We start from the raw sequence: 22,329 nt of genomic DNA, 5'->3' as shown, positions 1-22,329 counted from the left end.
AAATATTCAATGCAGGAACTGAAGCAGGGGCAGTTAAAAAAAATCGATCGACAGTTATTGATAAAATTAATCGATCGCCCGATCGGGCAAAATATAAATACAAAGTTTTTAACTTAAAATTTCTAGGTTTTACTGAAGCGGTAAAGAAACCGCAACTGCTGGCTAGCAATGAGCACTGAAGAATATATCCGGCAAGCCCAAATTTATTTGAACCGGGGGAAGTTAACTGAGGCGATCGAGTTTTGCAAAAAGGCGATCGAACTTCAACCGTTTTCGCCCTCGGCTTACACGACTTTAGGCGAAATTCTCGAAGCTCAAGGCGATCCGACGGCGGCAAGAGACGCTTTTGTGCAAGCTTTGGAGATTTCGCCGCAGTTTTTTCTGGCTCATGCTTATTTGGGTCAACTTTACAGCGACTATGCGTGGCTGGATGAGGCGGTTTTTCACTACCGAAAAGCTCTGGATTTGAAACCAGATTGGGCGGAACTTCATTATAACTTGGGAAATATTCTTCACAATCAGGGTAATTTGCTGGGGGCGATCGACTGTTACCGAAATGCGATCGGCAAAAAACCCGATTATCTCAATGCTTTCTACAATCTGGCTGTGGTTTTAGATGAAAATAGTCAGCTCGAAGCGGCAATGGATACCTACCGACAGGTGATTGCTCTGAAGCCGGATTACGTGGAAGCTTACAGCAATCTGGGTGTGATTTTGCTCAAGGACGATCGGGCTGCTGAGGCGATCGAGCTTTACGAGCGGGCGATGGAAATTAAGCCGGATTGGGCGACACTGCACAATAATTTGGGTCAAGCCTTGCTGGACAAAAGTCCGGAAAGGGCGATCGCATCTTACCTCACAGCTATTGAGTTGGAGCCGGACATGGTTTTGGCTCACTACAATTTGGGGAAAGCGTGGCAGTTACAGGGGGAACATTCGGCGGCGCTTGCTTGTTTCGAGCGCGCGATCGATCTCAATTCCGACTATATTTCGGCCTATACAGATGCCGGGTTTTCTTTGATGGTTTTGGGTCAAGTGGCGGAAGCCATGCCTTATTTTGAGAAGGCAATAGCTCTGAAGCCTGATTTTGTTGAGGCTTACTGCCGCTTGGCACAAAGGCACAGGGTTGCGGCTGTAGAAGATGATGAATTGTCAAAGGCGATCGCTGCGTGCGATCGATTTCTCACAGCACTAACTGGAAGGAAGAAGGAAGAAGGAAGAGGGAAGAAGGAAGAAACAGAAACTATTCCCAATGCCCAATGCCCAATGCCCAATGCCCAATGCCCAATGCCCAACGCCCAATTACCAATTGCTGAAATTTGCGATAATTTAGCCGAAATTTACTTGCATTTAGGAAATGCTCTAACAGAGTACAGCGGATACGAATCTGCCGCCGCTTATTATCAAAAAGCTTTGCAAATTCAGCCACAAAATGCAGAGCTTTACTGGCGCGTGGGAAATTCCTTAGCCCAGCAACAGCGGTTCAGTGCAGCAATTGCAGTTTACCACATGGCTTTGACGATTCAACCTGCTTTACCGCAGGTTTATTTTGAGTTGGCAAAACTGCTGGAAAAACAGGGGCGCTGGGAACGGGCGATTGATTATTATCAAAAGGTTTTATATCTGCAATTGCACGGGTATGGGGATCAGAAACAGTGGAAAAAAGACAGTTTTATTTCGCCCGATAGCACTTCTATAAAACCTCCTCACGGTATTTATTTATCGAGTTGGGATTGGCTGGTTAATGCTAAGTTGGATGCTGACAATTATGTGGAAATATTTTGGAAATCTGCACCAGAAGCAAGGGCAGAAAATATTCCGAATTCCCAATTTGGGAGATCCAATTCCAAATTGGCTAATTCCGAGTGTGCCGGTTTAACTTGCGGGCTGTGTTTGCAGCGACTTTCTAAGTGGTTCGATCCGGTGCATTTGGGTTGGGGAGTGTGCCGTTTGTCCAACTCGCAACCGATACCTGTGCAGTCGCCCAAAACTTTTGTCGCTGCAATTCCCAACGGGCGAGTTTGGATTGTGCCGCAGGAAAATTATTGGCTGATTTGCAAGGCGATCGCTGTAATTACTCCTGACAATTATTTGTTGGGTGATGTGTCGAGAGATTATCCGGGGTTTTTACCTGGATGCGAAAAGCATGATATTAGAAAACACAGCGTTTTTAATTTAGAATCATTCCCGCCTCTCAAGCAAATTGACGGCAGAGTGGCGGTGCTTTCTGGTTTGTCTGGAAATGTCTATTTTCACTGGATGGTTGACGTTTTGCCGAGGATAGAATTGCTGTGGCACAGCGGTAGGGATTTGGCGGAAATTGATTGGTTTTTGGTGAATAGTTGTCAGCACCAATTTCAGCGGGAAAGTCTGAGAATTTTGGGCATTCCCGAAGAAAAAGTATTGGAGAGCGATCGCTTGCCTCACATACAAGCAACAGAGTTAATTGTGCCGTCTTTTGCGGGATATTTGGGCTGGCCTTCTGGGTGGGCGATGGATTTTTTGAGGCGCGAGTTTCTCAAGGGAATTATACCTAGTTCGAGCTATCCGAAACGCATTTATATCAGCCGCAGCAAAGCAAGATATCGACGAGTTTTGAACGAGGAAGATGTGGTTGAGGTTTTGGAGAAATTTGGCTTTGTTTCTATTTTACCTGAGTCGATGTCTTTGGCAGAGCAAATTGCTCATTTTTACCACGCTCAGGTGATAGTAGCAGCCCACGGCAGCGGCTTGACAAATACGATTTTTAGTCGCCAGGGAACTAAAGTAATTGAGTTAGTGTCGCCTCACTATATCAGTCATTATTACTGGGGAATCAGTCAATATTTGCAGTTGGAACATTACTTTTTAACGGGCGAGGCTTTTGAATGCTATCCTATTAGACAGTTGATGTATCAGAATTCCCTGACTGAGGATATTTTGGTGAACTTGAGTTCGCTGAAAAAGATGCTTGAAGTGGTGGGTTTGGGTTAGTTGGTGTCTGGAGCAAGTTTAATTATGCCCTCGATTGAGAAGATGGAAAAGGCAGCGGTTGATTTGAGTCGGCAAGCAGAAGTTTATTTAGCCGAAGGAAAGTTGAATGAGGCAGTTGCTGCTTGCGAGTCAGCGTTGAAAATTGAACCGAATTTGGCGACAGCTTGCCAGACGCTGGGAAAGGTGATGCAGGTGCGAGGGGAAATCGAGCAAGCTAAGCAGTGGTATGAATCGGCGATCGATCGCAATCCAAATTTGCCGGAAGTTTATGCTAATCTCGGCAGTTTGTATTCTCAGGGGAAACAGTGGGAAAAGGCGATCGTAAATTGTGAAAAAGCAATTTCGCTAGCGCCGAATTTTGCTGCTGTTTATCGGCAGTTGGCGAGAATTTGGACGCAGTTAGAGAAGCGAGAAGAGGCGGCTGACTGTTGGTATCAAGCTTTTAATATCGAGCCGAATTGGGCAACTGCTGAGGAAAACGTCACTCTGGGAAATAGTTTGGTTGAATTGGGAAAGTTCGATCGTGCTATTGAGTGTTATTCGCGGGCAATTAAGTTAAACCCGAAGCTGGCAATCGCTTATCACAATCTGGGAGAAATGCTGGTTGGTCAGAAGCGGTGGGATGAGGCGATCGCCAATTACCGACAAGCCATTGCCATCAATCCAAATTCGTTTGAATCTTACCACAGTTTGGGTAAAACTTGGGCGGAGCGAGGAGAATTCGATCGGGCGATCGCCTGTTACAACAAAAGCCTCGAACTCAACCCAAAATACGCTCGTGCTTACGTGGGTTTAGGTAATGTTTTCGCGCAAAAACAGGACTTTGATGCAGCAATTAAATGTTACCGTCAGACTCTGGAAATTAATGATAATTCCTACTGGGCATACAATTGCTTAGGGGACGCTTTGGCTCAAAAACAACTGTGGCCAGAAGCTATTAGTTGCTACCGCAAAGCTATTGAAATAAATCCAAATATTCCTTGGTTTTATGTCAATTTGGGAATAGCCTTCACCTGCGAACAATCCTGGGATGAAGCTGTGGCTGCTTTCCTGCACGCGGTTCAGATGGAGGCGAATTTGACGGGAATTAATCAGCGGTTGGGATATGTTTTGCGGAAGCGGAGCGAATCGGGTTTAGACAGCACAATCGCAACTTATTGTCAATCTATTGAGGTACTTGCAAGCGGGAAAAATTACCACAAATTGCTGGGAATTGAGTTAGATGGAGCGGAATTTTATATAAATTTAGGCAATAGTTTAGCAAAACAGAAGCAGTTGGAAGGCGCGAGCGTATTTTATAGCATGGCACTGCAAATTGAACCCAATGCTGCAGAAGTTGTCGCCCAACTCAATGATGTTCGGGCGAAACAACAGGAGTTGTACGCACAAATTGCCGCTTACCGCCGCCAAATAGAAATCGAGCCGACCAATTCTAAGCCTTACAACGATTTAGGAAATATTTTACCGCAATTAGGGGAATTAGAAGAAGCAATTATTTGCCACCAAAAAGCGAGCGAATTGAGGGGTTGGCCTGAGTGTGCGGCGAAAGATTATCAATTTACCCAAGATTGGTTTACCCACAATATTCCTATTTGGCAACGGCATTTGCAGCAATTTACCGGAATTGCGGATTTTCAAGTTGTGGAAATCGGCAGTTTTCAGGGAATGTCTGCTTGCTGGCTGCTGGATAATATTTTAACTCATCCGACGGCAAAGATTACTTGTATTGATTTGTATTTTCAACAACATTTTAAGGGCAATATTGTTAAAACGGGAGCAGCAGATCGGGTAATTGAATTAGAAGGTTACTCTCAAGATTTGTTAATTAATTTGGCTTCGGAATATTACGATGTTGCTTACATTGACGGCTGTCACAAACCTACCAGTGCTCTGCAAGATGCGATTTTATCTTGGAGGTTGGTGAAAGTTGGGGGATTGATGATTTTTGATGATTACGAGTTTACGTTTCCCGACAGCCCGGAGCAAGATACTAAAATTGGGATAGATGTTTTTTTGGAGATGTTTGGAAGTCAGTTAGAAGTTGTACACAAAGGCTATCAACTGATTGTTAAAAAAATCGGCAATCAAAGTTTGGGCGAAGAGCAAACTCTGTTGTCTCTGGGTTGGGAAAAGTTGGGGGATATTGCAACGAATTCCGGTTATTTGGATGAGGCGATAGCCCGCTATCAAACAGCTATTAAAATAAAGTCTGGCAACTACTTAACTTACCAAAAGTTGGGTAAAAGTTTGCAAAAGAAAGAACTATTTGACGAAGCTAGGGCAGCTTACCAACAGGCGATCGCACTCAACCCTCATTTTAGTTGGGCTTACCACTTTTTGGGGGAAACTTTGCAGGCGATTGAGCAACACGAGGAAGCCGCTTCTGCTTACCGCAAAGCTATTGAGTTAAATCCAGATTTTTGTTGGACTTACAACAATTTAGGCGATGTGCTGATGGAGCTTTCTGAGTGCGAGGAAGCTGCTGTTGCTTACCGCAAGTTAGTTGAACTCAATCCCGATTTCTGTTGGTCCTACGAGAGATTAGGTAGGGCTTTGGTTGCACTGGAAAATTGGGAAGAAGCGGCGGCGGCTTACCGCAAAGCTATTGAATTAAACCCCAATGATTGTTGGCTGTACAATAGTTTGGGGGAAGTTCTGGAATCACAAGAAAATTGGTTTGAAGCAGCAGGGGCTTTTGATCGTGCTATTGAGCTAGAACCCGATCATAGTTGGCTGTACAAAAAGTTGGGTGATGCACTGCGGAATCAAGGGGAATTAGAAAGGGCGATCGCCATTTACGAAAAAGGCATCAATCTCGAACCCAAATCCTGCTGGTGTTACGAAGGATTGGGTTTGAGTTTTCTTGCAAAACAGCAGTGGGAACCTGGAATCACTAATTTAGTTCAAGCCCTGCAAATTAAACCGGATTTGTTTGAAGCTTACGATAATATAGGTTATGCTCTGGAACAACAAGGAGAAGTCGATGAGAGCGATCTGGCAAAATGCAGTAATCAAAATTTACCCTTAAGTATTCTCAAAAAATACTGCGGATTTACAGAAGATTTGACCGTTGCACCAGAATCAAATCCTAACCTCACCTGCATTGACATCCATCCTGCGAGTCAAATCAATTTATCTGATTCCAAAACAATCGATAGCAGCCGTAGATTCTGGGAACATCAAAGTCATTCAAGAAAAGCTTTTGTTGCCGTATTGCCAAAAGGAAGAGCTTGGGCAGATGTTGTGACTAGCGCCGTCATTACTTCAGAAAATAAACTTGTTGCTGACATTTCAATGGGTTGTGCGGAATTGGTAATCACTTCCGACAAATTGCCTCCCGCTGAACACGTCGATGGAAATGTGGCTTTTTTATCTGCTCGCTGGGGTGGAGCAGCTTATTTTCATTGGATGTTTGATGTGATTACGCGATTTGACCTTTTGCAGCGGAGCGGATTGATAGAAACTATAGATAAGTTTGTTGTCAATGCCTCGGATTCTTCCTATCAAGCAGAAACTTTAAATACTTTAGGAATTTCTCAAGATAAACTTTTAGAAAGTCGCTGCAATTTACACATTACAGCAGATAAATTAATAGTTCCGTCAATATCTTATAACGGATCGGGAGCTGTTTCTAAATGGAAGTGTGAATACCTCAAACAGACATTTTTAAAGGAACAACAGCCACTAAACACAGACTATTCAGAGCGAATTTATATCAGCCGCCAACAAGCATCCTATAGGCGAATCGTCAACGATGAAGAAGTAATTAAATACTTAGAAAAATTTGGGTTTCGCAGTGTCAAATTGGAAACAATGTCTGTAGCGGAACAAGCATCGTGTTTGGCTGCTGCTAAAGTAGTTGTCGCACCTCACGGAGGGGGATTGACTAATCTAGTTTTTTGCAATCCAGGAACTAAGGTAATTGAGATTTTTTCTCCCCTTTACGTTCCGTATTGTTATTGGATGATTAGCAATTTATGCGGTTTGGAACATTACTATTTAATTGGCGATTTGGTTGATGATGGAACTCCGATCAAACCCTTACATAAAGATATGCAGTTGAATTTGAACTCGCTGGAAAAATTAATGACTGTTGCAGGAGTTTTGCATGGACAATGACTACCACGATTTGGGTAATTCCCTGCAAGAAAGCGGTCAGTTTGATGAGGCTGTTGCTGCTTACAAACAAGCTATTGAATTAAATCCTAATTTTTCTTGGTCTTATCACAGTTTGGGCGATGTTTTGCAGAAACTTGAAAAATGGGAGGAAGCTGTCGCTGCTTACAAAAAAGCTGTTGAGTTAAATCCAGATTTTTCTTGGTCTTATCACAACCTGGGCGATGCTTTGCTGAAACTTCGGCGATGGGAAGAGGCTGCTGCTGCTTACCGGTGCGAGATTGCCCTCAACTCGGATTTTGCCTGGTCTTTTTGCAATTTAGGCGACGCTTTAACTAAACTCAAACAGTGGGATGAAGCTATCGCCACCTATTTAAAAGCTGTTGAGATTGACCGAGATTTGCCGGGAATTTACGAGAAGTTGGGATACGCTCTCGGACAAACAGAGTCGGATTTAAACTTAGTGCTAGAACAATCTCAATTGCAAATTACACCGGAAAATTGGGAGTTTTATTTGCAGTTAGGAAAGAATTTAGCACAGTACGATCGCCCAAAAAGCGCAATAATTCTTTACAATTTGCTATTGACAAATATACCGAGTTATGCAAGAAATTCCGCGAAATTAGAGGATTTGTTGCAGCAGCAAGAAAAGTGCGTTAGCGCAGCCATCGAAGAGGATCGCGCATTAGCCTCATCTCGCGCAACTGTCGCCCAAAAACCGGATGATTGCTGGTCTTATTATAATTTAGGCGCTGTTCTGAGCCACCAAAAATATTGGGAGGAAGCGGCGGCGGCATTTTTCCAAGCTATAGAAATAAATCCTGATATTCCTTGGTGGTTTTATTACAATTTGTGGGAAGTTTTTGTTAGGCAAAACAAGCTAGATGAAGTTGAGAACTTGTGTCGCGAAGTTGTTGCAGCTCAACCGGAGGCTTTTTGGCCTTATCTGAATTTGGGAGAAGCTTTAACGAGGCAAGGTAAAATTGCTGAGGCGATTGATTTTTATCGAACTGTCAGTTACAAACAAAGTTTTGCATCTCTTGTTAGTAAGAGAACAGGCAAGATACCTGTTCCACAAGCAGATACAGGCAAGATGCCTGTTATACAAAATTGGAACTTAAAATCAGTCAAAGTTCCTAACTTTATAATTATTGGTTCTCAGCGGTGCGGGACGACTTCTCTGTATACTTATTTATCCAAACACCCGCAAATTTTGACTCCGATTAAAAAGGAGATGGATTTTTTTTCGTGGCACTTTGACAGAGGTATTGATTGGTATTTGGCTCATTTTCCGCCAATGCCGCAGGGAGAGCAATTTGTAACTGGCGAAGCAAGTCCGAGCTATTTTGACTGTCGGGAAGCACCGGAACGTCTTTACACCCTGTTTCCAGAGGCGAAACTGATTGTACTTTTGCGAAATCCCGTCGATCGGGCGATTTCTCAATTTTACCGCCTGACTGCCTTAAATTGGGAAGCGCTATCGCTCGATCGGGTAATTAGCAATGAAATTGAACGGTTGAATCAAAATCCCGAATACATCATCGGCGAGGAACCGGGGAATTATTTAGCTCGCGGTAGGTACATAGAATTTATTAAAAATTGGCGGACTTTCTTTCCTAGAGAACAGTTGTTAATTTTGAAAAGTGAAGATTTTTATGCAGGTGCGGCGGCTATAGTCCAGCAGGTTTTAGAATTTTTAGATTTGCCGGAATATCAATTGTCTGAGTACCAAAATGCTAATCCTGGTTCTTATCAGCGGGTAAATGATTCGGTTCGCGACAGGTTGAGCGATTATTTCCGACCTTACAATCAGGAATTAGAGGAATATTTGGGGAGGCAGTTTGATTGGGAATAAAGTTGAGCTAAGATTAGAACAACTTGTAAGGAGGTAATACCGATGCTGACGAGCGAGCTAGATACATTACTTAAAGAACAAGCACTCCCATGCCAAGATCCTGAAGAGTGCTACATCACGGATAGGGCAAACTGGGAACAATACGAAACACTGCTAAATCGAATAGGAGATGCTGCCTGCGGGATATCGAGTGACTTATTTAGATGGAGTTTTGGAAATTATGTCGGCTTCTCGCCGCCATGAAAGTAGAAAAACTCGCATTGGAGATCTGCTGCTTATTTATTTTGTAGAAGCTGACATCGAATATTTTCCTTTTGGGTCTACAACTCTGCGACAAGAGGAAAAAAGTGGCGGTACGGAACCGGGTGAAGCTTACTGTATTGGCAGAGATAAAGAATTTCCAGATTTGGTAATTGAAGTGATTGTTACCAGTGGCAGCATCAATAAACTAGAACTGTATAGAAGGTTGAATGTGCGAGAGGTTTGGTTCTGGCGAAATGACCGATTTTCTATCTACCATTTGCAAGAAGAAATTCCGGTTGAATTCGTGTCCAACTGCGGTTATGAATTAATCACACAAAGCGAATTGCTGCCAGGAATTGATATCGATGTGTTGACAGAATGTGTAAAAAATCCTCACCCGTTAGCAGCAGCAAAGGATTCGAGACAGAATTGCCGACCTACTTAAACAGCAAGTTTTAAATCTGCTAGCTGTCGCAAAGACAATGAACTGATCTCGCGCGCGCCGCGAGATTGATTCGGACTAAGATTCAAACTATCGTCGCAAAGACAATAAACTGAGATCGCGCGCCCAAGTCCGAGAAAAAAACTCGCCTCCCTTGACAAGTCATACTCGTTATGAGTACGCTATAATCAGCAAAGGAATTGAACCCAAGTACCCAAAAATTTAAAATCATGCTGACGAACCAAGAAGGTCAAAGAGTACCCAAAGTCACCTTTCGCACTCGCAAAGACAACGAGTGGGTGGATGTCACCACCGATGATATATTTGCAGGTAAAACTGTAGTAGTCTTCTCGCTGCCTGGGGCTTTTACGCCCACTTGTTCGTCAACGCACCTCCCTGGTTATAACGAATTGGCCAAAGTTTTCAAAGAAAACGGCGTAGATGAAATCGTTTGCATTTCCGTCAATGACACTTTTGTGATGAACGAGTGGGCAAAAGACCAAGAATCAGACAATGTGACGTTAATTCCCGACGGTAACGGCGAGTTTACTCAAGGCATGGGAATGCTGGTAGACAAAACAGATTTAGGCTTTGGCAAGCGGTCTTGGCGTTATTCGATGCTGGTAAAAGATGGCTTGGTTGAAAAAATGTTTATTGAGCCTGATGAACCGGGAGACCCTTTCAAAGTGTCCGATGCCGAGACGATGCTCAACTACATCAACTCCGCAGCAGCCAAGCCGAAGCTAGTGTCGCTCTTTACAAAAATGGGCTGTCCCTTCTGTGCTAAGGCTAAGGCAATGCTTAGTCAAAAGGGCTTCGATTATGAAGAAATCGTCTTGGGCCGGGAGATCACAACCCGATCGCTCCGGGCTATGACTGGGGCTACAACTGTGCCGCAAGTATTTATCGACGGCAAGTTGATCGGTGGTTCCGAAGCCCTAGAGTCTTATTTGGCAGTTGCTTAGTTAAACCAAAATACTTAACCGGCAGATGCCCGCGTGCACACCTTACAACGAGTAAGGTGTGCACTGTGCGCCTTTGCCGTATTTTGCGGTATTTAGCCAGATCGAGCTTCGGAGTCAAAAAGTTCGATTGGTCTATTGATCCATTCTCGTGCAACAATTACTGGGGAAGTAATATTAAAAACGCAAGAAATGGGAGTGACAGATCGTGGATTTGAGTTTAGTATCGTCAAATATCTTAAATCCCCCAATATTAGCTTTTTTCATGGGAATGCTGGCAATTTTTCTCAAATCTGATTTAGAAATTCCAGCGCCCATCCCTAAACTCTTTTCGCTGTACCTGCTGTTTGCGATCGGATTTAAAGGTGGGGTCGAACTGTCCAAAAGCGGAATTGACCAGCAAATAGCCCTGACAATTATGGCAGCGATGCTGATGTCAATGCTAGTACCAATTTATACTTTTTTCATACTGAGAATCAAACTCGACTCTTACAATGCCGCGGCGATCGCAGCCACCTACGGTTCCATCAGCGCCGTCACATTTATTACCGCAACCTCCTTCCTCACAGCACAGGGGATCGACTTTGACGGTTACATGGTAGCCGCGCTAGCATTAATGGAATCCCCGGCAATTATAGTAGGTCTCATTCTAGTCAGTGTATTTGGCGGGGAAGAAGGAAAACGCGAAATAGTTTGGCCAGAAGTGTTGCAAGAAGCATTCCTAAACAGCTCAGTTTTTCTGCTGATTGGCAGCCTAATTATGGGCGTACTGACAGGAGAACATGGTTGGGAAGTTATGAGTCCGTTTACTCAAGACTTGTTTTACGGAGTTCTGACTTTTTTCTTACTAGACATGGGGCTGGTTGCAGCCAGCAGAATTAAAGATTTGCAAGAAGCAGGAGTTTTTCTGATCGGCTTTGCAATCCTAATTCCGATACTCAACGCAGTAATTGCTTTGGTAATAGCCAAATTAATCGGAATGCCGCAAGGAGACACTTTGCTGTTTGCCGTACTGTGCGCGAGTGCTTCTTATATAGCAGTACCAGCAGCCATGCGCCTAACTGTTCCCGAAGCGAATCCAAGTCTTTACATTTCAACTGCCTTAGCAGTGACATTTCCATTTAATATCATTGTAGGCATTCCCCTGTATCTATACGGAATAAATATGTTTTGGAGGTGAGATGATGGAGTCAGTCAAAAGAGTAGAAATCATAGCCCACTCAGTCGAACTCGGCAAGATTTTAGACGGTTTAGACAAAGCTGGCGTACCCGGTTATTCGGTGATCCGTGATGTCGCTGGAAAAAGCACTAGGGATCACGTTTCCCGTGATTCATCAATGACGGCGCTGGATAACATTTATGTGCTTGCTTTTTGTTCACCAGCTCAAGTTTCAGCAGTTGCAGAAAACATTAGACCAGTGCTCAATAAATTTGGTGGGTCGTGTTTTATTTCAGATGCGGTGGAATTGCTAATTACTAGATGCGTCGGGTAGTCATTAGTTATTAGTGATTATACCAATTCGGCAAATTTGAGCTACACATAGATTCTACGCCATATGTTTAGGGACACGGCAATTCCGTGTCCTTGAGCGAATAGGCAACTTTCATCTTAGGCTTTGGTTCCGACAATCGCCACTGGTGATAAGACCAATCCGTTTCGGCTTTTGGATAAGTTTTTTATTATTACTTTAGCCTGATTTAAAAAAGGCAATTTTGAAAATAATTTCTGTCTATTATAGCACTTTTACAATTTGACAAAAAGCAGCCATTAGCCATTAGTCAGCGGTTATTTCACGATTAATTGCCCTTCCCAGCAGGGGCAGAATTCAGAATTCTTAAGAGATAGAAAAGAATCAGTTGCAAAAATCCGTTAGCGTGGTAAATTCTAAGCCACAACAGGCGATCCTCTTCGTTGGCGTAGCCCCCGTAGGGGCGGGCTTCGCTAACGCCCGATCGACTAACGATATTTTCAATAGGAGTTTAAACATGGCTGCATTAAAAGTCGGCATCAACGGATTTGGTCGCATCGGACGGCTAGTCATGCGTGCCGGCATCAAAAACCCCAACATCGAATTTGTCGGCATTAACGACTTAGTTTCGCCAGACAACCTGGCTTATCTTTTCAAATACGACTCTACCCACGGCATCTACGACGGCGAAGTGGAAAGCAAACCAGACGGCATTGTCATTGACGGAAATTTTATACCCTGCACAGCGATTAGAAATCCGGCAGAATTGCCTTGGGATAAAACGAGTGCAGACTATGTTGTAGAATCTACCGGATTGTTTACAGATTTTGAAGGCGCATCAAAACACTTGACGGCGGGAGCAAAACGAGTAATACTTTCAGCACCCACAAAAGACCCGGAAAAAGTTCCAACTTTTCTAGTAGGCGTCAACCACCACAAATTTGACCCGGCAAAAGATACGGTTGTTTCTAATGCTAGCTGTACGACGAATTGTTTAGCACCAATTGCCAAAGTAATTAACGATAACTTCGGTTTGGAAGAAGGTTTAATGACTACAGTTCACGCGATGACAGCTACTCAACCAACTGTAGACGGGCCCAGCCAAAAAGATTGGCGGGGAGGACGCGGTGCGGCTCAAAATATTATTCCATCTTCCACAGGTGCAGCAAAAGCTGTTACTTTGGTGTTGCCAGAATTGAAAGGAAAATTGACTGGAATGGCTTTGCGGGTGCCAACTCCCGACGTGTCTGTAGTTGACCTTACTTTCAAAACGGCGAAGGAAACTAGCTATAAAGAAATTTGTGAAGCAATGAAAAAAGCTTCGGAGGGCGAACTCAAAGGCATTCTGGGATATACTGAGGATGCGGTGGTTTCGACAGATTTTCAGGGCGACGCGCGATCGAGCATTTTCGATGCAGGTGCGGGAATTGAACTGAATTCTAAGTTTTTCAAAGTTGTTTCTTGGTACGACAACGAGTGGGGTTATTCTAGTCGCGTGATAGACTTAATGCTGTCTATGGCCGAGAAAGATGGAATTTTGAATAATTAATTTTTTTGGGGTGGCATTTTGGGCTGGCAAGCGTGTCCACCCCACACACCAATTCCTATGAATTTTTGTGGAACGCGCAAGATGCCCGTTCCTGATAATGTTATCTAATGTGAGTTGAACTTTTTTTATTTCCGATTCGATCGCGCTCATGTCTGAATTACCACCGCTGAATAACGAAACTATTTGGGCTATTCTCAACGAAGAAATCGACGATGGTGCTGTCAATCAGCTAGTTTGGCAGTATCTGGGCTACCGCTGCGATGCCGAGACTGGCAAGTGGAACAGTGCAGGGGTTGCACCCGAGTGGCGTCAAGAGTACCCGGAACCGCCGGATTTTATCGATTCTAGGCCGGCGACGGTGAAATTGACTCGATCGACTCCTCCAGAAAACAAGCAGTTGCTGAAGGAAAAATTGGGCTTTAAAGGCTATAAAATTGGGGAATTCGGACCCCGACAGACTCGCAGGGCGACGATGGCTAATTGGTTGATGGGTTTTATGGAATCTGGGGCGTAAGAGGAATTTTTGGATGGCTGTGCGGTTGTTGCCACCTTTAGTCTGTCTCCTCTGCGTGCTCTGCGGTTCATTAACAAAAATTAAGCCTCTTGAAAGTCAAAAAAGACTACAAATCACCAATTCCAACCTCCTCACCCCTAACCCTGACATCGGGCTGTTCCGTAAAGTATCCTAGAGTCGGCACAAAACAACTGTGAGGAAAGCTTTATGAAAACAATCACTATATCTCGCTTAACCAGCATTTCCCTGGCTACCCTAATGCTAGCAGGCGTTTCAGTCAATGCGACCGCCACACCAGCCACCACCCCACCCCTACCCCAACTCGCCCAAGCGACTGCCAAAAAGCGCCTCGTCGTCATGGACTTCGACTACGGCACCACCAACAGCTATTACACTTCCTACAGAGGAGTAGGCGCGGCCAAAGGCATCAGCGAACTGTTAATCAACGAACTCGTCAACAACGGCACTTATACAGTAGTCGATCGTAGCAAACTCGAACAAGTGCTCAAACAGCAAAATCGCAGCGGCGCGATGGATGCCGGCACAGCAGCCGAAATTGGCAAACAATTAGGAGTTGACGCCGTGCTCATCGGCACCATTACCAAGTTTAATATCGACAAACAATCCGGCGGCGGCAGTTTCATGGGAATCGGTGCCGGTTCACAAAAAACCAAAGCTACCGTTCAAATAGATGTGCGGTTAATCGGTACAGCTTCGGGAGATATTCTTGCCACCGCAAAAGCAGTTGGAGAAGCGGATCAAAGCGATTCTAATATTTCCGTTAGGGGTATTGGCGGCAATTCTGGCAGCAGCAATGAAGACTCACTTTTGAGCGCGGCAGTTGACAAAGCCGTATCCCAAATGGTGACTAAACTGGCAGAGGTATCTAAGAAATTAGGTTAGAAATTTTGAAAAATTTTTAGATTTTAGATTGGTAATTGTTAACTTTCCAATCTAAAATCTAAAAATTTTTCATATCCTTGAGCTGCAATTGTACCCGTTAATATTAGTTTTGTTTAGGAATCTGCATTTTCCTTTATACTAAACTCTATCCATTTCGCTCAACATACTCAAGCATTAGTAGTTTAATTAGCATTGGGACTTGAGGCAGCATCAACGCATTTTCCCTTTTGAGTTGGGTTTAAGGTTAGGTTAGAGACTACTTTAGAAACGCCAGCTTGTTCTTGAATCCATCCGATTTCCCCCGGTTGCAGCTTGGCGCTTTCTACTTCAACTGTTGGCTTAACTGCCGGGGAAGGCGAGGGAGTTGTCACACCGGGAGGCAGCTTGGCGCTTTCTACTTCAACTGTTGGCTTAACTGTCGGGGAAGGCGAGGGAGTTGTCACAGCGGGAGATGGATTCTGTGCCGGTTTTGAAACTGTAGAAAAATCTTTATTTGACTCGGGTTTGGGAGAGTTCGATGGCACTATTTCAGGAATCGAACAAACTTTTAATTCCAGCCAATTGCCTTGAGGTGTAAGCTGTTTGTTTGTCACCTGCAAAACGCTGCCGACTGGGACTGTTCCTTTGACAGTCAACTCACCGATTGCAACTCGCAAATCCAAGCGATCGCTCTCTTTTTCCACTTCCCCAGCCCCAGAACTTTTAATCTCTATAAACGAGCCGATTTCTAAAGATTTGACCGGAGAAGGTACAGATTCAACAGTTTTTTCTGGCTTGCTTCCAGGATTAATTAAACCGCCTTTGCCAAAAATCGACTCCCCGGCAGTATCGATCGCGCGACCCACCGGAGGGATGAAAAAATAAGCAAATACACCCCCCAAGCCTAATAAAAATAAAATTTTCAGCAGCAGCGAAAATGGGCTTTTGCTTTTGTCCGACTGTAACAACTGCGTTTTTCCTTCAGAATTCCCATCGCCAAGGCTTGTGGGCCCATTCAAATCCGTTGGCATATCCTCGCTGTCGGAAATTAGTTCGATCGGCGTATCTAAAGGTGCGACAGACAGTTCTGTCAAAGTATTGCCGTCTTCCCTCAAATGTGCTTGACAGTGAATTAAAGCAACAGTGACGTTATCGTGACCGTTTCTAGTATTAGCAATCTCAATCAGTCGATCGCGCGCCTTAGCCAAATTAATGCTACCGTCGAGAATTGGCAAAATCTCCGCTTCCCAACATTCCTCAACCCGGTCTTTATCACTCAAACCGTCGGAACACAGCAGCAAAACGCAGTCTTCATCCACCGGAAAACGCTGCACAGTCGGGTGCAAAGTGTTCGACGAAGTAATCCCCAAAGCTTGAATCAGAGCTCCGGCGGCCACTTGTTCCAAAGCATCCCGGTAGAGAGAGTAGCCCAAACGCACCTCGCGACAAGCCACATTATCATCGAGAGTAACTTGATAGCAGCCTGTGCGGGTAATCCAGTAAGCCCGACTGTCTCCGACGTGGGCGACGTAGAGCTCGTGAATGTGGGCTAAAGCCATAACTAGCGTAGTTCCCATCCGCTGGCGGCCTTGGCGGTGTTCGCTGTCGTTGCGACTGGCTATCTTGTCGTTAGCAGCACAAGCTGCCCGTTCCAGCTTGGAAGTCAGGCTCAACGGGTCCCAATTAGCCTGATGCAGGGGCATTTGCTGCAACTTGTCGCGCAGCACACCAATCGCTTCTTCCGAAGCGACTTCGCCACCATCTTGTCCACCGATACCGTCGCAGACGATCGCGCAAGCTTCCGCACCTGGGCTTCCTGCGAACAGCGTACCGCTGGGCGGATAGCAAGCATCTTCGTTGTGAGCCCGGGATCTGCCTACATCTGTGCCCGTGGCAATTTCAACGTGACGATCGTAATATCGGCCGCACTTTGCCAAAGCTTTATCCAACTGGCCCATCAATTGTTCGCCGTGGCGCACTTGACCGGCAACCATTTGCTGGCAAAGTTGCCTCAAAAAATTAGCAATAGCCGGGTGAGCATCTTCAAGCCACTGCTGCCACAATTTGCCCAACTGCGACAAATGAGGCGGTTTGCGATCGGGCTGCAATTCCAGAAACCGCACCAATTGCCCTTCCACCCGCAGCAGTTCCGGAGTCAGCAGCGTGGAAGCCACGCCCTGAGCGATACACGGCTGCCACAACTGGGCAATTTGCCACAGCCAATTGAGCTGCCGCATCGCTGCCGATCCTTTCCAGGAGTCCGCCAATTCCGGCATTAAAGATTCCGTCACTTTCAAAATCGGCCCGTTTTCCAGTAGCCAAATATCTCCCGATAGCTTGCTCATCTTGGACGATACCAGGCCGTATACTTGAGGTACGTGCAACTGATAGGCAAACAGTCTCAGATAAGGAGTGACAACACTCGGAATCTCATCGGGCAGTTCCGGCAAGTGTTCGGGTTGAGTATCGACAAGAAGTCGATCGCGCTTGACCAAGTAGCGACCAGCGATCAGATCGCCTGGCTTACACCCTTTGATCCCTTCACCTAAAGCCCATAAGTAGTGTTTTGCCACAGAGTTTTGCATAAGGGTTCCTGACGCCTTTGGGCAAGCGTGCTGATCTGAACTATTTTAGCGATTGAACCTCGACGGGTTGATACGTGGCGATTATTTGACACTCCCGCTTTCTCAACAGACGCAGATTCTTAAGACTTCGCAGTCCTAATATCCTGATTTTTCAGGTTCCCGGAATCACCACGTTTCCACTGTTGTGTGCGTAGTGATATCTGCTACACAAAACTTGGCTAAACTTATTTAAGTCTCACCATTCAATCGGGATTGCTCCTGAAGGGTCTGCTTCCTGCTTCACCCAAGGGAGTCGGCTCCTTCTTGTCCACAGGCGTTAATTCGGGTGTAGCCCACCCTAATCGAATTAATTTTAGTTGAAGATTTTAGCCGTGAGTCATCCAATATTTTCAACCTATTTAACGAAACGCGGACTCCCGTTCGACCTTGTGACAGGCTGGTCAGTTTTGACTTGCACGCTCGGTTTACTCTCCCAGATAATTAAGCCTTGGTTTTTGGCATCGCTCTAATTCTACCACCCACAAAGGTTAACCAGTCAAGTTAAGTATGACTAACTTTAGTAAATTTTTTTGCTGTTTAGTCCAACTCCTGACAATATTTTAGGCGTGACTTTCCCCCAGTCTAGGGGTAGGTTTTAATGTCTTGTACTGACACGAATAGTTTACCATTTTGTTGACGGCCGGATGAATCTTGCTATGAGCTTTCAGGGTTAGACGATCGCGCGACGCCCAAGTCCTCGGCTTGAAAGCACGCTGTTTTCAGCATATTCCTGACAGTGGCAGTTTCCGAAAAAATCGCAGCACTCAAGGGAATTAAGATTTTAGACTAACTATAATGGTATGATGCAGCTAGGTAGAAATCACCTGACCCGACAGGTATAAATAAATATCAATTCTCGGTTTTCTCGCCAAGGGTGTTAATTGCCTCGTGCCCGATTTTCGCAAGTAAAGTTAAATTTAACCTGGCCCAAAGACGGATAAAAGCCCCCAGATTCATCTGTGGAGTCCATCTAAAGTATAAAATCTACAATCTAACATCTCACATCTACTGACGGATGCAAGCCCCCGACAGGAGTGGTGGTGAGCCAAAAAAATTAGATATTAGTTCAAGCCCGCAGATCCATCTGTGGAGTCAATCTCAAATCTCAAATCTCAAATCTCAAATCGACTGACCGGCCTCTGCAAGCTGTTGAGTATTTAACCATGCCCCCACATGAACCCAGCGCCTTTTCCAAGAATTTGCCCGATCCGAAGCTACTGCCTGCAGTTGAAATAGACGAAATACTCACTAGCATTCAACATTCTCACAGTTTTTATTACAAAGTGATGAATCTTGAGGTTTGGGCGCTGGTGGAAACCTTGGATGGGCTGTTTCCCGGCGCTTGGGGTCAGTTTATGACCAACCGCCAACTGGCAGTTAAACAGTTTTTGGAACGCGATCGCGTTCCACATTCTCCGGTTGATGCTGGGAAGGCGCGGGAGAAATCCGAGGCCAGTGGGAAGAAGGAAGAAGCCGGGAGTCAGGAGTCAGGAGTCAGAAACAAGCAGGAAGAAGAATAAAAGCAGCTTTTTTCAATTCTCCCCATCTCCACCTTTCCTCGGTATCCAAGTCTAAATTCCCCTCAAGCCCGAAAGCGAGAGACGAAACAGAACCCTCTTTTCCCCCCGTACTCCCCTGATTAAAAGGAGTAGGAGGGATCGAAACTCAGCTACAAGCGACCTTTATTATGGGTTTCAATCTTAAGTTGACATAAATGCCGATCGCCCGATCGCCCTTACAGGTTAATTTTGGCATCAACTTGAGGCAATCCCATGCTGTAGTTAACAGCGCGGCTGTTGAGATTGTAGCTGATTTGGCCTTTTTGTAAGAGCGATCGTACCAAGTGTTCCAACTCAGAACCGATACGGCGGAGGTTGTACTCGGTCAAGTCTTCGCCCTCGTAAGCGTCTACGAGTTGGTCGAATTTGGCCTGTACCTGTTTGACTGACTCGTCGTTCCAGTTAAGTTCGTTATCTGGGTCAATGTCGAGGGTCAAAAGGTCGTTGCTGGGTACGAGTTCGTTGTCTTCGAGGATAGCGGTGTATATGCGAATATGGCGGGTTGTTGACTTGAGCTGCATGAGTTCTTATGTGTAAAGATTTTTTGCTGACTTAATTGTAAGGGCTGAGAGATGCGCGGGGAGGGCGGGCGATCGTCAATTTCTCGGAATCCCGAAATATTTTAGTTGTTCGACAGTCCAATTTTTGTAATATTCAGTTTTCTCTAAAGCATCGGAAGCTGGCTTCAGCTTAGAATTTACTTGAACGGTGAAGCCCGGATACGGCATTCTCCTAGTATGAAGCCCGTCAATATTAAAATCTTCTTCGGGATGGATGTGAAAAGCCAGCAAGCCCAACTCTGAAATCTGATTATTGAGTTTGTCTATCAATTCTTTAGTTTCTGGCGCACTAATTGCTGTTTTTTCGGGATTAATTACTACCATGATTTCAAATTCCGAATTGTAAAATTCATAAATTGATTTCATTATGGCAGAATCGCGATCGAACTCAGTCAGCGCTGAAAACCGCTCGATTTTGAATAAAATTTGATTAGCCAAGCGTGCCTTTTTAGCGAAGGGACAAATCGGTAAATCGCTGAAAACTGGATGCGGTAGCTCGACAAACTCCGTCATCCATCTGAGGGTCGATTCTATAATTTCTGTGTCAGATTCATTCATCTACAATCTATGTATTTGATATTTCACACTCATCATACTTTATTTTTATGGAGGGCGATGCACACCATTGGTGTCAATTTAACGCTATTTCCCTCAGTCCGCCAGGGGTTTAAACCCCTGCCTCATAGCAAAAGTCCTCGCTATGAGGACTGAAGAACTCATTAGTCCTCTGAAGAGGACTTAAGCTATTAGCCAGGGAATTCATTCCCTGGCGGAATTTCGGTTAAATTGACACCAACACATTGCCCACCTTGCTGTTTAATATTGGCGATCGAAATCATTCGTGAATTGTGCCATCTGGCATAATTGCACCGGCGAGTTTTGCCTTTTCCATATTTGCTCCCACCAATTTGGCATCTTTCAGGTTAGTTTTCTCTAAGTTTGCAGAACTTAAATTTGCCCCGCACAAGTTTACAGAAGTTAAGTCTGCTTTACTTAAGTTTGCTCCATTTAGGTTAACCCCAGAGAGATTAAACCCACTCAAGTTTTGCCCGCTCAGATTAACGCTCTGTAAGTTTACCCCAATCAAATTTACCCCTGTGAGGTTAGCACCATCCAAGTTAGCGCCTAAACAGTTTGCCCCACTCAAACTTGCTCCACTTAAGTTAATCCCAATCAACTTGGCATAACTTAGATTTGTACCTGTCAAATTTACCCCACTCAAATTCATGCCACTAAGGTTCACTCCTTGAAGGTTTGCCCCTGTCAAACTTACCCCTGTTAAGTTAACACCACTAAGGTTTGCACCACTAAGATTGACTTTAGTTACCTTCGATTGACTTAAATCTGATCCTGTCAGGTTAGCACTACTTAGACTTGCCTGAGTTAAGTTAGCTCTACTGAGGTTTGCTGTAGTCAGGTTTGCGCTATCTAACTTTGCTTCGCTTAAGTTGGCTTGACTAAAATTAGCCTGAATTAGTCTTGCAGAATACAATATTGCCTTGGTTAAGTTAGCTCCACTTAAATTAACTTCAATCAAATCAGCGTTTTGCAAGTTTGTTGAGTTCAAGTTCGCGCCTTGCAAGTTAGCTCCAATCAAATTTACCCCAGTCAATTTGGCATTTGCTAGATTGGCGCTGCTCAGGTTTGCTTGACTTAAACTGACATTAGAGTCGAGAGTTTTGCCACTTAGATCCACTCCCGCTAGGTTAATCCCTGTAAAGTCGCGTTCTCCGTCTTTATACCGTTTCCAAAATTCCTCAGCAGTAACAGCAGCTTCTTGACTTTTTTGACTAGAATCATCAGTTATTTTGTCAGCATCAGATTCCACAGTATCCGCATTTACAGAAGTAGCAACTGGCTGTTTTACCGCTTCCCTAGATACTGGAATCAGTGTCTGATCGATCGCCTCTTCCCGCAATAGCTGGTCCACCCGCTCGCTAAACCGCCTCACAACCTCAGCATCATCAACCTTCTCACCAACATTCGCGCTTTTCTCAACCGCATTCTCAACATAATACTTATCTACAAAACTTTGCAACCCAGCATTATATCCCTGTCCAACCGCCTGAAACCTCCATTCGCCATTCTTCTTATACAACCGTCCAAATTCTAAAGCCGTTTCTTGGGAAAAAATCTGATTTAAATTGTACCGAACCAATTCGCTAAGAGTCTCTGAATTGTAAAGCCGGATAAAAGCATTTTCAACTTGACTAAAACTTTGATTTTTTTCCTGTCCGTCGTGAATAGTCACCACAAACACAATTTCCTGAATCGCCGCATTGATTTTGCTCAAATCCAGATAAACCGTCTCATCATCTCCCTCAATTTGTCCATTCCTGCTATCTCCTGAATGTCGCACCGCACCGTCGGGGGATGTCAGATTGTTGTAAAATACAAAATACTTTTCATCGGGAATGCGACCGTCCGCCGCTAACATAAAAACTGATGCGTCAATGTCGCAGTTTTGGGCTGTCTGGCTGACTTGCCACCCCAGGGCGATCGCAATTTTACTGAAATTAGGAGTTTCTTTAGAAAGATTGAATCTTTCACCCTTAGTTAATTCGATACTCATATGCGATAA

The 22,329-nt window shown here is 44.7% G+C and carries 15 protein-coding genes; 11 read left to right on the top strand and 4 right to left on the bottom strand.

Features of this window, described 5'->3' with window-relative positions:
- Positions 1-168 precede the first annotated feature (168 nt).
- From QUA23_RS10915 to QUA23_RS10870, 10 genes are all read left to right on the top strand, one after another.
- Positions 169-2,973, top strand: a complete 2,805-nt coding sequence (locus QUA23_RS10915; protein ID WP_333075949.1) for a tetratricopeptide repeat protein — start codon at positions 169-171, stop codon at positions 2,971-2,973.
- Between the two features lie 24 nt (positions 2,974-2,997).
- Entirely contained in the window at positions 2,998-7,092 is a 4,095-nt protein-coding gene (locus tag QUA23_RS10910) for a tetratricopeptide repeat protein (protein ID WP_333075951.1), read from the top strand.
- Positions 7,082-8,944, top strand: a complete 1,863-nt coding sequence (locus QUA23_RS10905) for a tetratricopeptide repeat protein (protein WP_333075952.1) — start codon at positions 7,082-7,084, stop codon at positions 8,942-8,944. The genes QUA23_RS10910 and QUA23_RS10905 overlap by 11 nt, the downstream gene beginning before the upstream one ends.
- A 190-nt stretch (positions 8,945-9,134) precedes the next feature.
- Positions 9,135-9,632 (top strand): Uma2 family endonuclease, encoded by a 498-nt coding sequence (locus QUA23_RS10900; protein ID WP_333075954.1) that lies wholly within the window; start codon positions 9,135-9,137, stop codon positions 9,630-9,632.
- A 227-nt stretch (positions 9,633-9,859) separates the two neighbouring features.
- Positions 9,860-10,594 (top strand): glutathione peroxidase, encoded by a 735-nt coding sequence (locus QUA23_RS10895; RefSeq protein ID WP_333075956.1) that lies wholly within the window; start codon positions 9,860-9,862, stop codon positions 10,592-10,594.
- A gap of 205 nt (positions 10,595-10,799) precedes the next feature.
- Entirely contained in the window at positions 10,800-11,771 is a 972-nt protein-coding gene (locus QUA23_RS10890; protein WP_333075957.1) for a sodium-dependent bicarbonate transport family permease, read from the top strand.
- Position 11,772: 1 nt separating this feature from the next.
- Entirely contained in the window at positions 11,773-12,084 is a 312-nt protein-coding gene (locus tag QUA23_RS10885; protein WP_223300725.1) for a P-II family nitrogen regulator, read from the top strand.
- A gap of 493 nt (positions 12,085-12,577) precedes the next feature.
- Positions 12,578-13,609: a type I glyceraldehyde-3-phosphate dehydrogenase gene (gene gap, locus QUA23_RS10880; RefSeq protein WP_333075959.1), complete on the top strand. Its 1,032-nt coding sequence runs from the start codon at positions 12,578-12,580 to the stop codon at positions 13,607-13,609.
- Between the two features lie 148 nt (positions 13,610-13,757).
- A complete protein-coding gene (locus QUA23_RS10875; RefSeq protein ID WP_333075961.1) occupies positions 13,758-14,123 on the top strand; it encodes a DUF1823 family protein in 366 nt (121 codons plus the stop codon).
- Positions 14,124-14,330: 207 nt separating this feature from the next.
- Positions 14,331-15,026 carry a CsgG/HfaB family protein gene (locus tag QUA23_RS10870; RefSeq protein WP_333075962.1) on the top strand — a complete coding sequence of 232 codons (696 nt, stop codon included), beginning with the start codon at positions 14,331-14,333 and terminating at the stop codon, positions 15,024-15,026.
- Between the two features lie 182 nt (positions 15,027-15,208).
- On the opposite strand, the gene QUA23_RS10865 is transcribed toward QUA23_RS10870, so the two are convergent.
- Positions 15,209-17,590, bottom strand: coding sequence for a protein phosphatase 2C domain-containing protein (locus QUA23_RS10865; RefSeq protein ID WP_333075963.1), 2,382 nt, complete (start codon positions 17,588-17,590; stop codon positions 15,209-15,211).
- Between the two features lie 1,202 nt (positions 17,591-18,792).
- On the opposite strand from QUA23_RS10865, the gene QUA23_RS10860 reads away from it, so the two are divergent.
- Positions 18,793-19,149 (top strand): hypothetical protein, encoded by a 357-nt coding sequence (locus QUA23_RS10860; RefSeq protein ID WP_333075964.1) that lies wholly within the window; start codon positions 18,793-18,795, stop codon positions 19,147-19,149.
- A 215-nt stretch (positions 19,150-19,364) separates the two neighbouring features.
- On the opposite strand, the gene QUA23_RS10855 is transcribed toward QUA23_RS10860, so the two are convergent.
- The 3 genes from QUA23_RS10855 to QUA23_RS10845 all read right to left on the bottom strand — a co-directional run bounded on the left by QUA23_RS10855 (position 19,365) and on the right by QUA23_RS10845 (position 22,320).
- A complete protein-coding gene (locus QUA23_RS10855; RefSeq protein ID WP_333075965.1) occupies positions 19,365-19,709 on the bottom strand; it encodes an NAD(P)H-quinone oxidoreductase subunit M in 345 nt (114 codons plus the stop codon).
- Positions 19,710-19,784: 75 nt separating this feature from the next.
- Positions 19,785-20,306 (bottom strand): hypothetical protein, encoded by a 522-nt coding sequence (locus QUA23_RS10850; RefSeq protein WP_333075967.1) that lies wholly within the window; start codon positions 20,304-20,306, stop codon positions 19,785-19,787.
- Positions 20,307-20,583: 277 nt separating this feature from the next.
- Entirely contained in the window at positions 20,584-22,320 is a 1,737-nt protein-coding gene (locus QUA23_RS10845) for a pentapeptide repeat-containing protein (RefSeq protein WP_333075969.1), read from the bottom strand.
- Between the last annotated feature and the right edge of the window lie 9 nt (positions 22,321-22,329).

The sequence above is a fragment of the Microcoleus sp. Pol1C5 genome (assembly GCF_036701115.1).
Classification (GTDB): domain Bacteria; phylum Cyanobacteriota; class Cyanobacteriia; order Cyanobacteriales; family Microcoleaceae; genus Microcoleus.
Note: the sequence above shows the minus strand (reverse complement) of the source record. Positions and strands in the feature narration are given on the sequence as shown.

Excerpts from the sequence above, each read along its gene's own strand:
- QUA23_RS10915 (WP_333075949.1), top strand. The coding sequence starts at position 169 with ATGAGCACTGAAGAATATATCCGGCAAGCCCAAATTTATTTGAACCGG.
- QUA23_RS10910 (WP_333075951.1), top strand. The coding sequence starts at position 2,998 with ATGCCCTCGATTGAGAAGATGGAAAAGGCAGCGGTTGATTTGAGTCGG.
- QUA23_RS10905 (WP_333075952.1), top strand. The coding sequence starts at position 7,082 with ATGGACAATGACTACCACGATTTGGGTAATTCCCTGCAAGAAAGCGGT.
- QUA23_RS10895 (WP_333075956.1), top strand. The coding sequence starts at position 9,860 with ATGCTGACGAACCAAGAAGGTCAAAGAGTACCCAAAGTCACCTTTCGC.
- QUA23_RS10885 (WP_223300725.1), top strand. The coding sequence starts at position 11,773 with ATGATGGAGTCAGTCAAAAGAGTAGAAATCATAGCCCACTCAGTCGAA.
- gap (WP_333075959.1), top strand. The coding sequence starts at position 12,578 with ATGGCTGCATTAAAAGTCGGCATCAACGGATTTGGTCGCATCGGACGG.
- QUA23_RS10875 (WP_333075961.1), top strand. The coding sequence starts at position 13,758 with ATGTCTGAATTACCACCGCTGAATAACGAAACTATTTGGGCTATTCTC.
- QUA23_RS10870 (WP_333075962.1), top strand. The coding sequence starts at position 14,331 with ATGAAAACAATCACTATATCTCGCTTAACCAGCATTTCCCTGGCTACC.
- QUA23_RS10865 (WP_333075963.1), bottom strand. The coding sequence starts at position 17,590 with ATGCAAAACTCTGTGGCAAAACACTACTTATGGGCTTTAGGTGAAGGG.
- QUA23_RS10860 (WP_333075964.1), top strand. The coding sequence starts at position 18,793 with ATGCCCCCACATGAACCCAGCGCCTTTTCCAAGAATTTGCCCGATCCG.
- QUA23_RS10855 (WP_333075965.1), bottom strand. The coding sequence starts at position 19,709 with ATGCAGCTCAAGTCAACAACCCGCCATATTCGCATATACACCGCTATC.
- QUA23_RS10850 (WP_333075967.1), bottom strand. The coding sequence starts at position 20,306 with ATGAATGAATCTGACACAGAAATTATAGAATCGACCCTCAGATGGATG.
- QUA23_RS10845 (WP_333075969.1), bottom strand. The coding sequence starts at position 22,320 with ATGAGTATCGAATTAACTAAGGGTGAAAGATTCAATCTTTCTAAAGAA.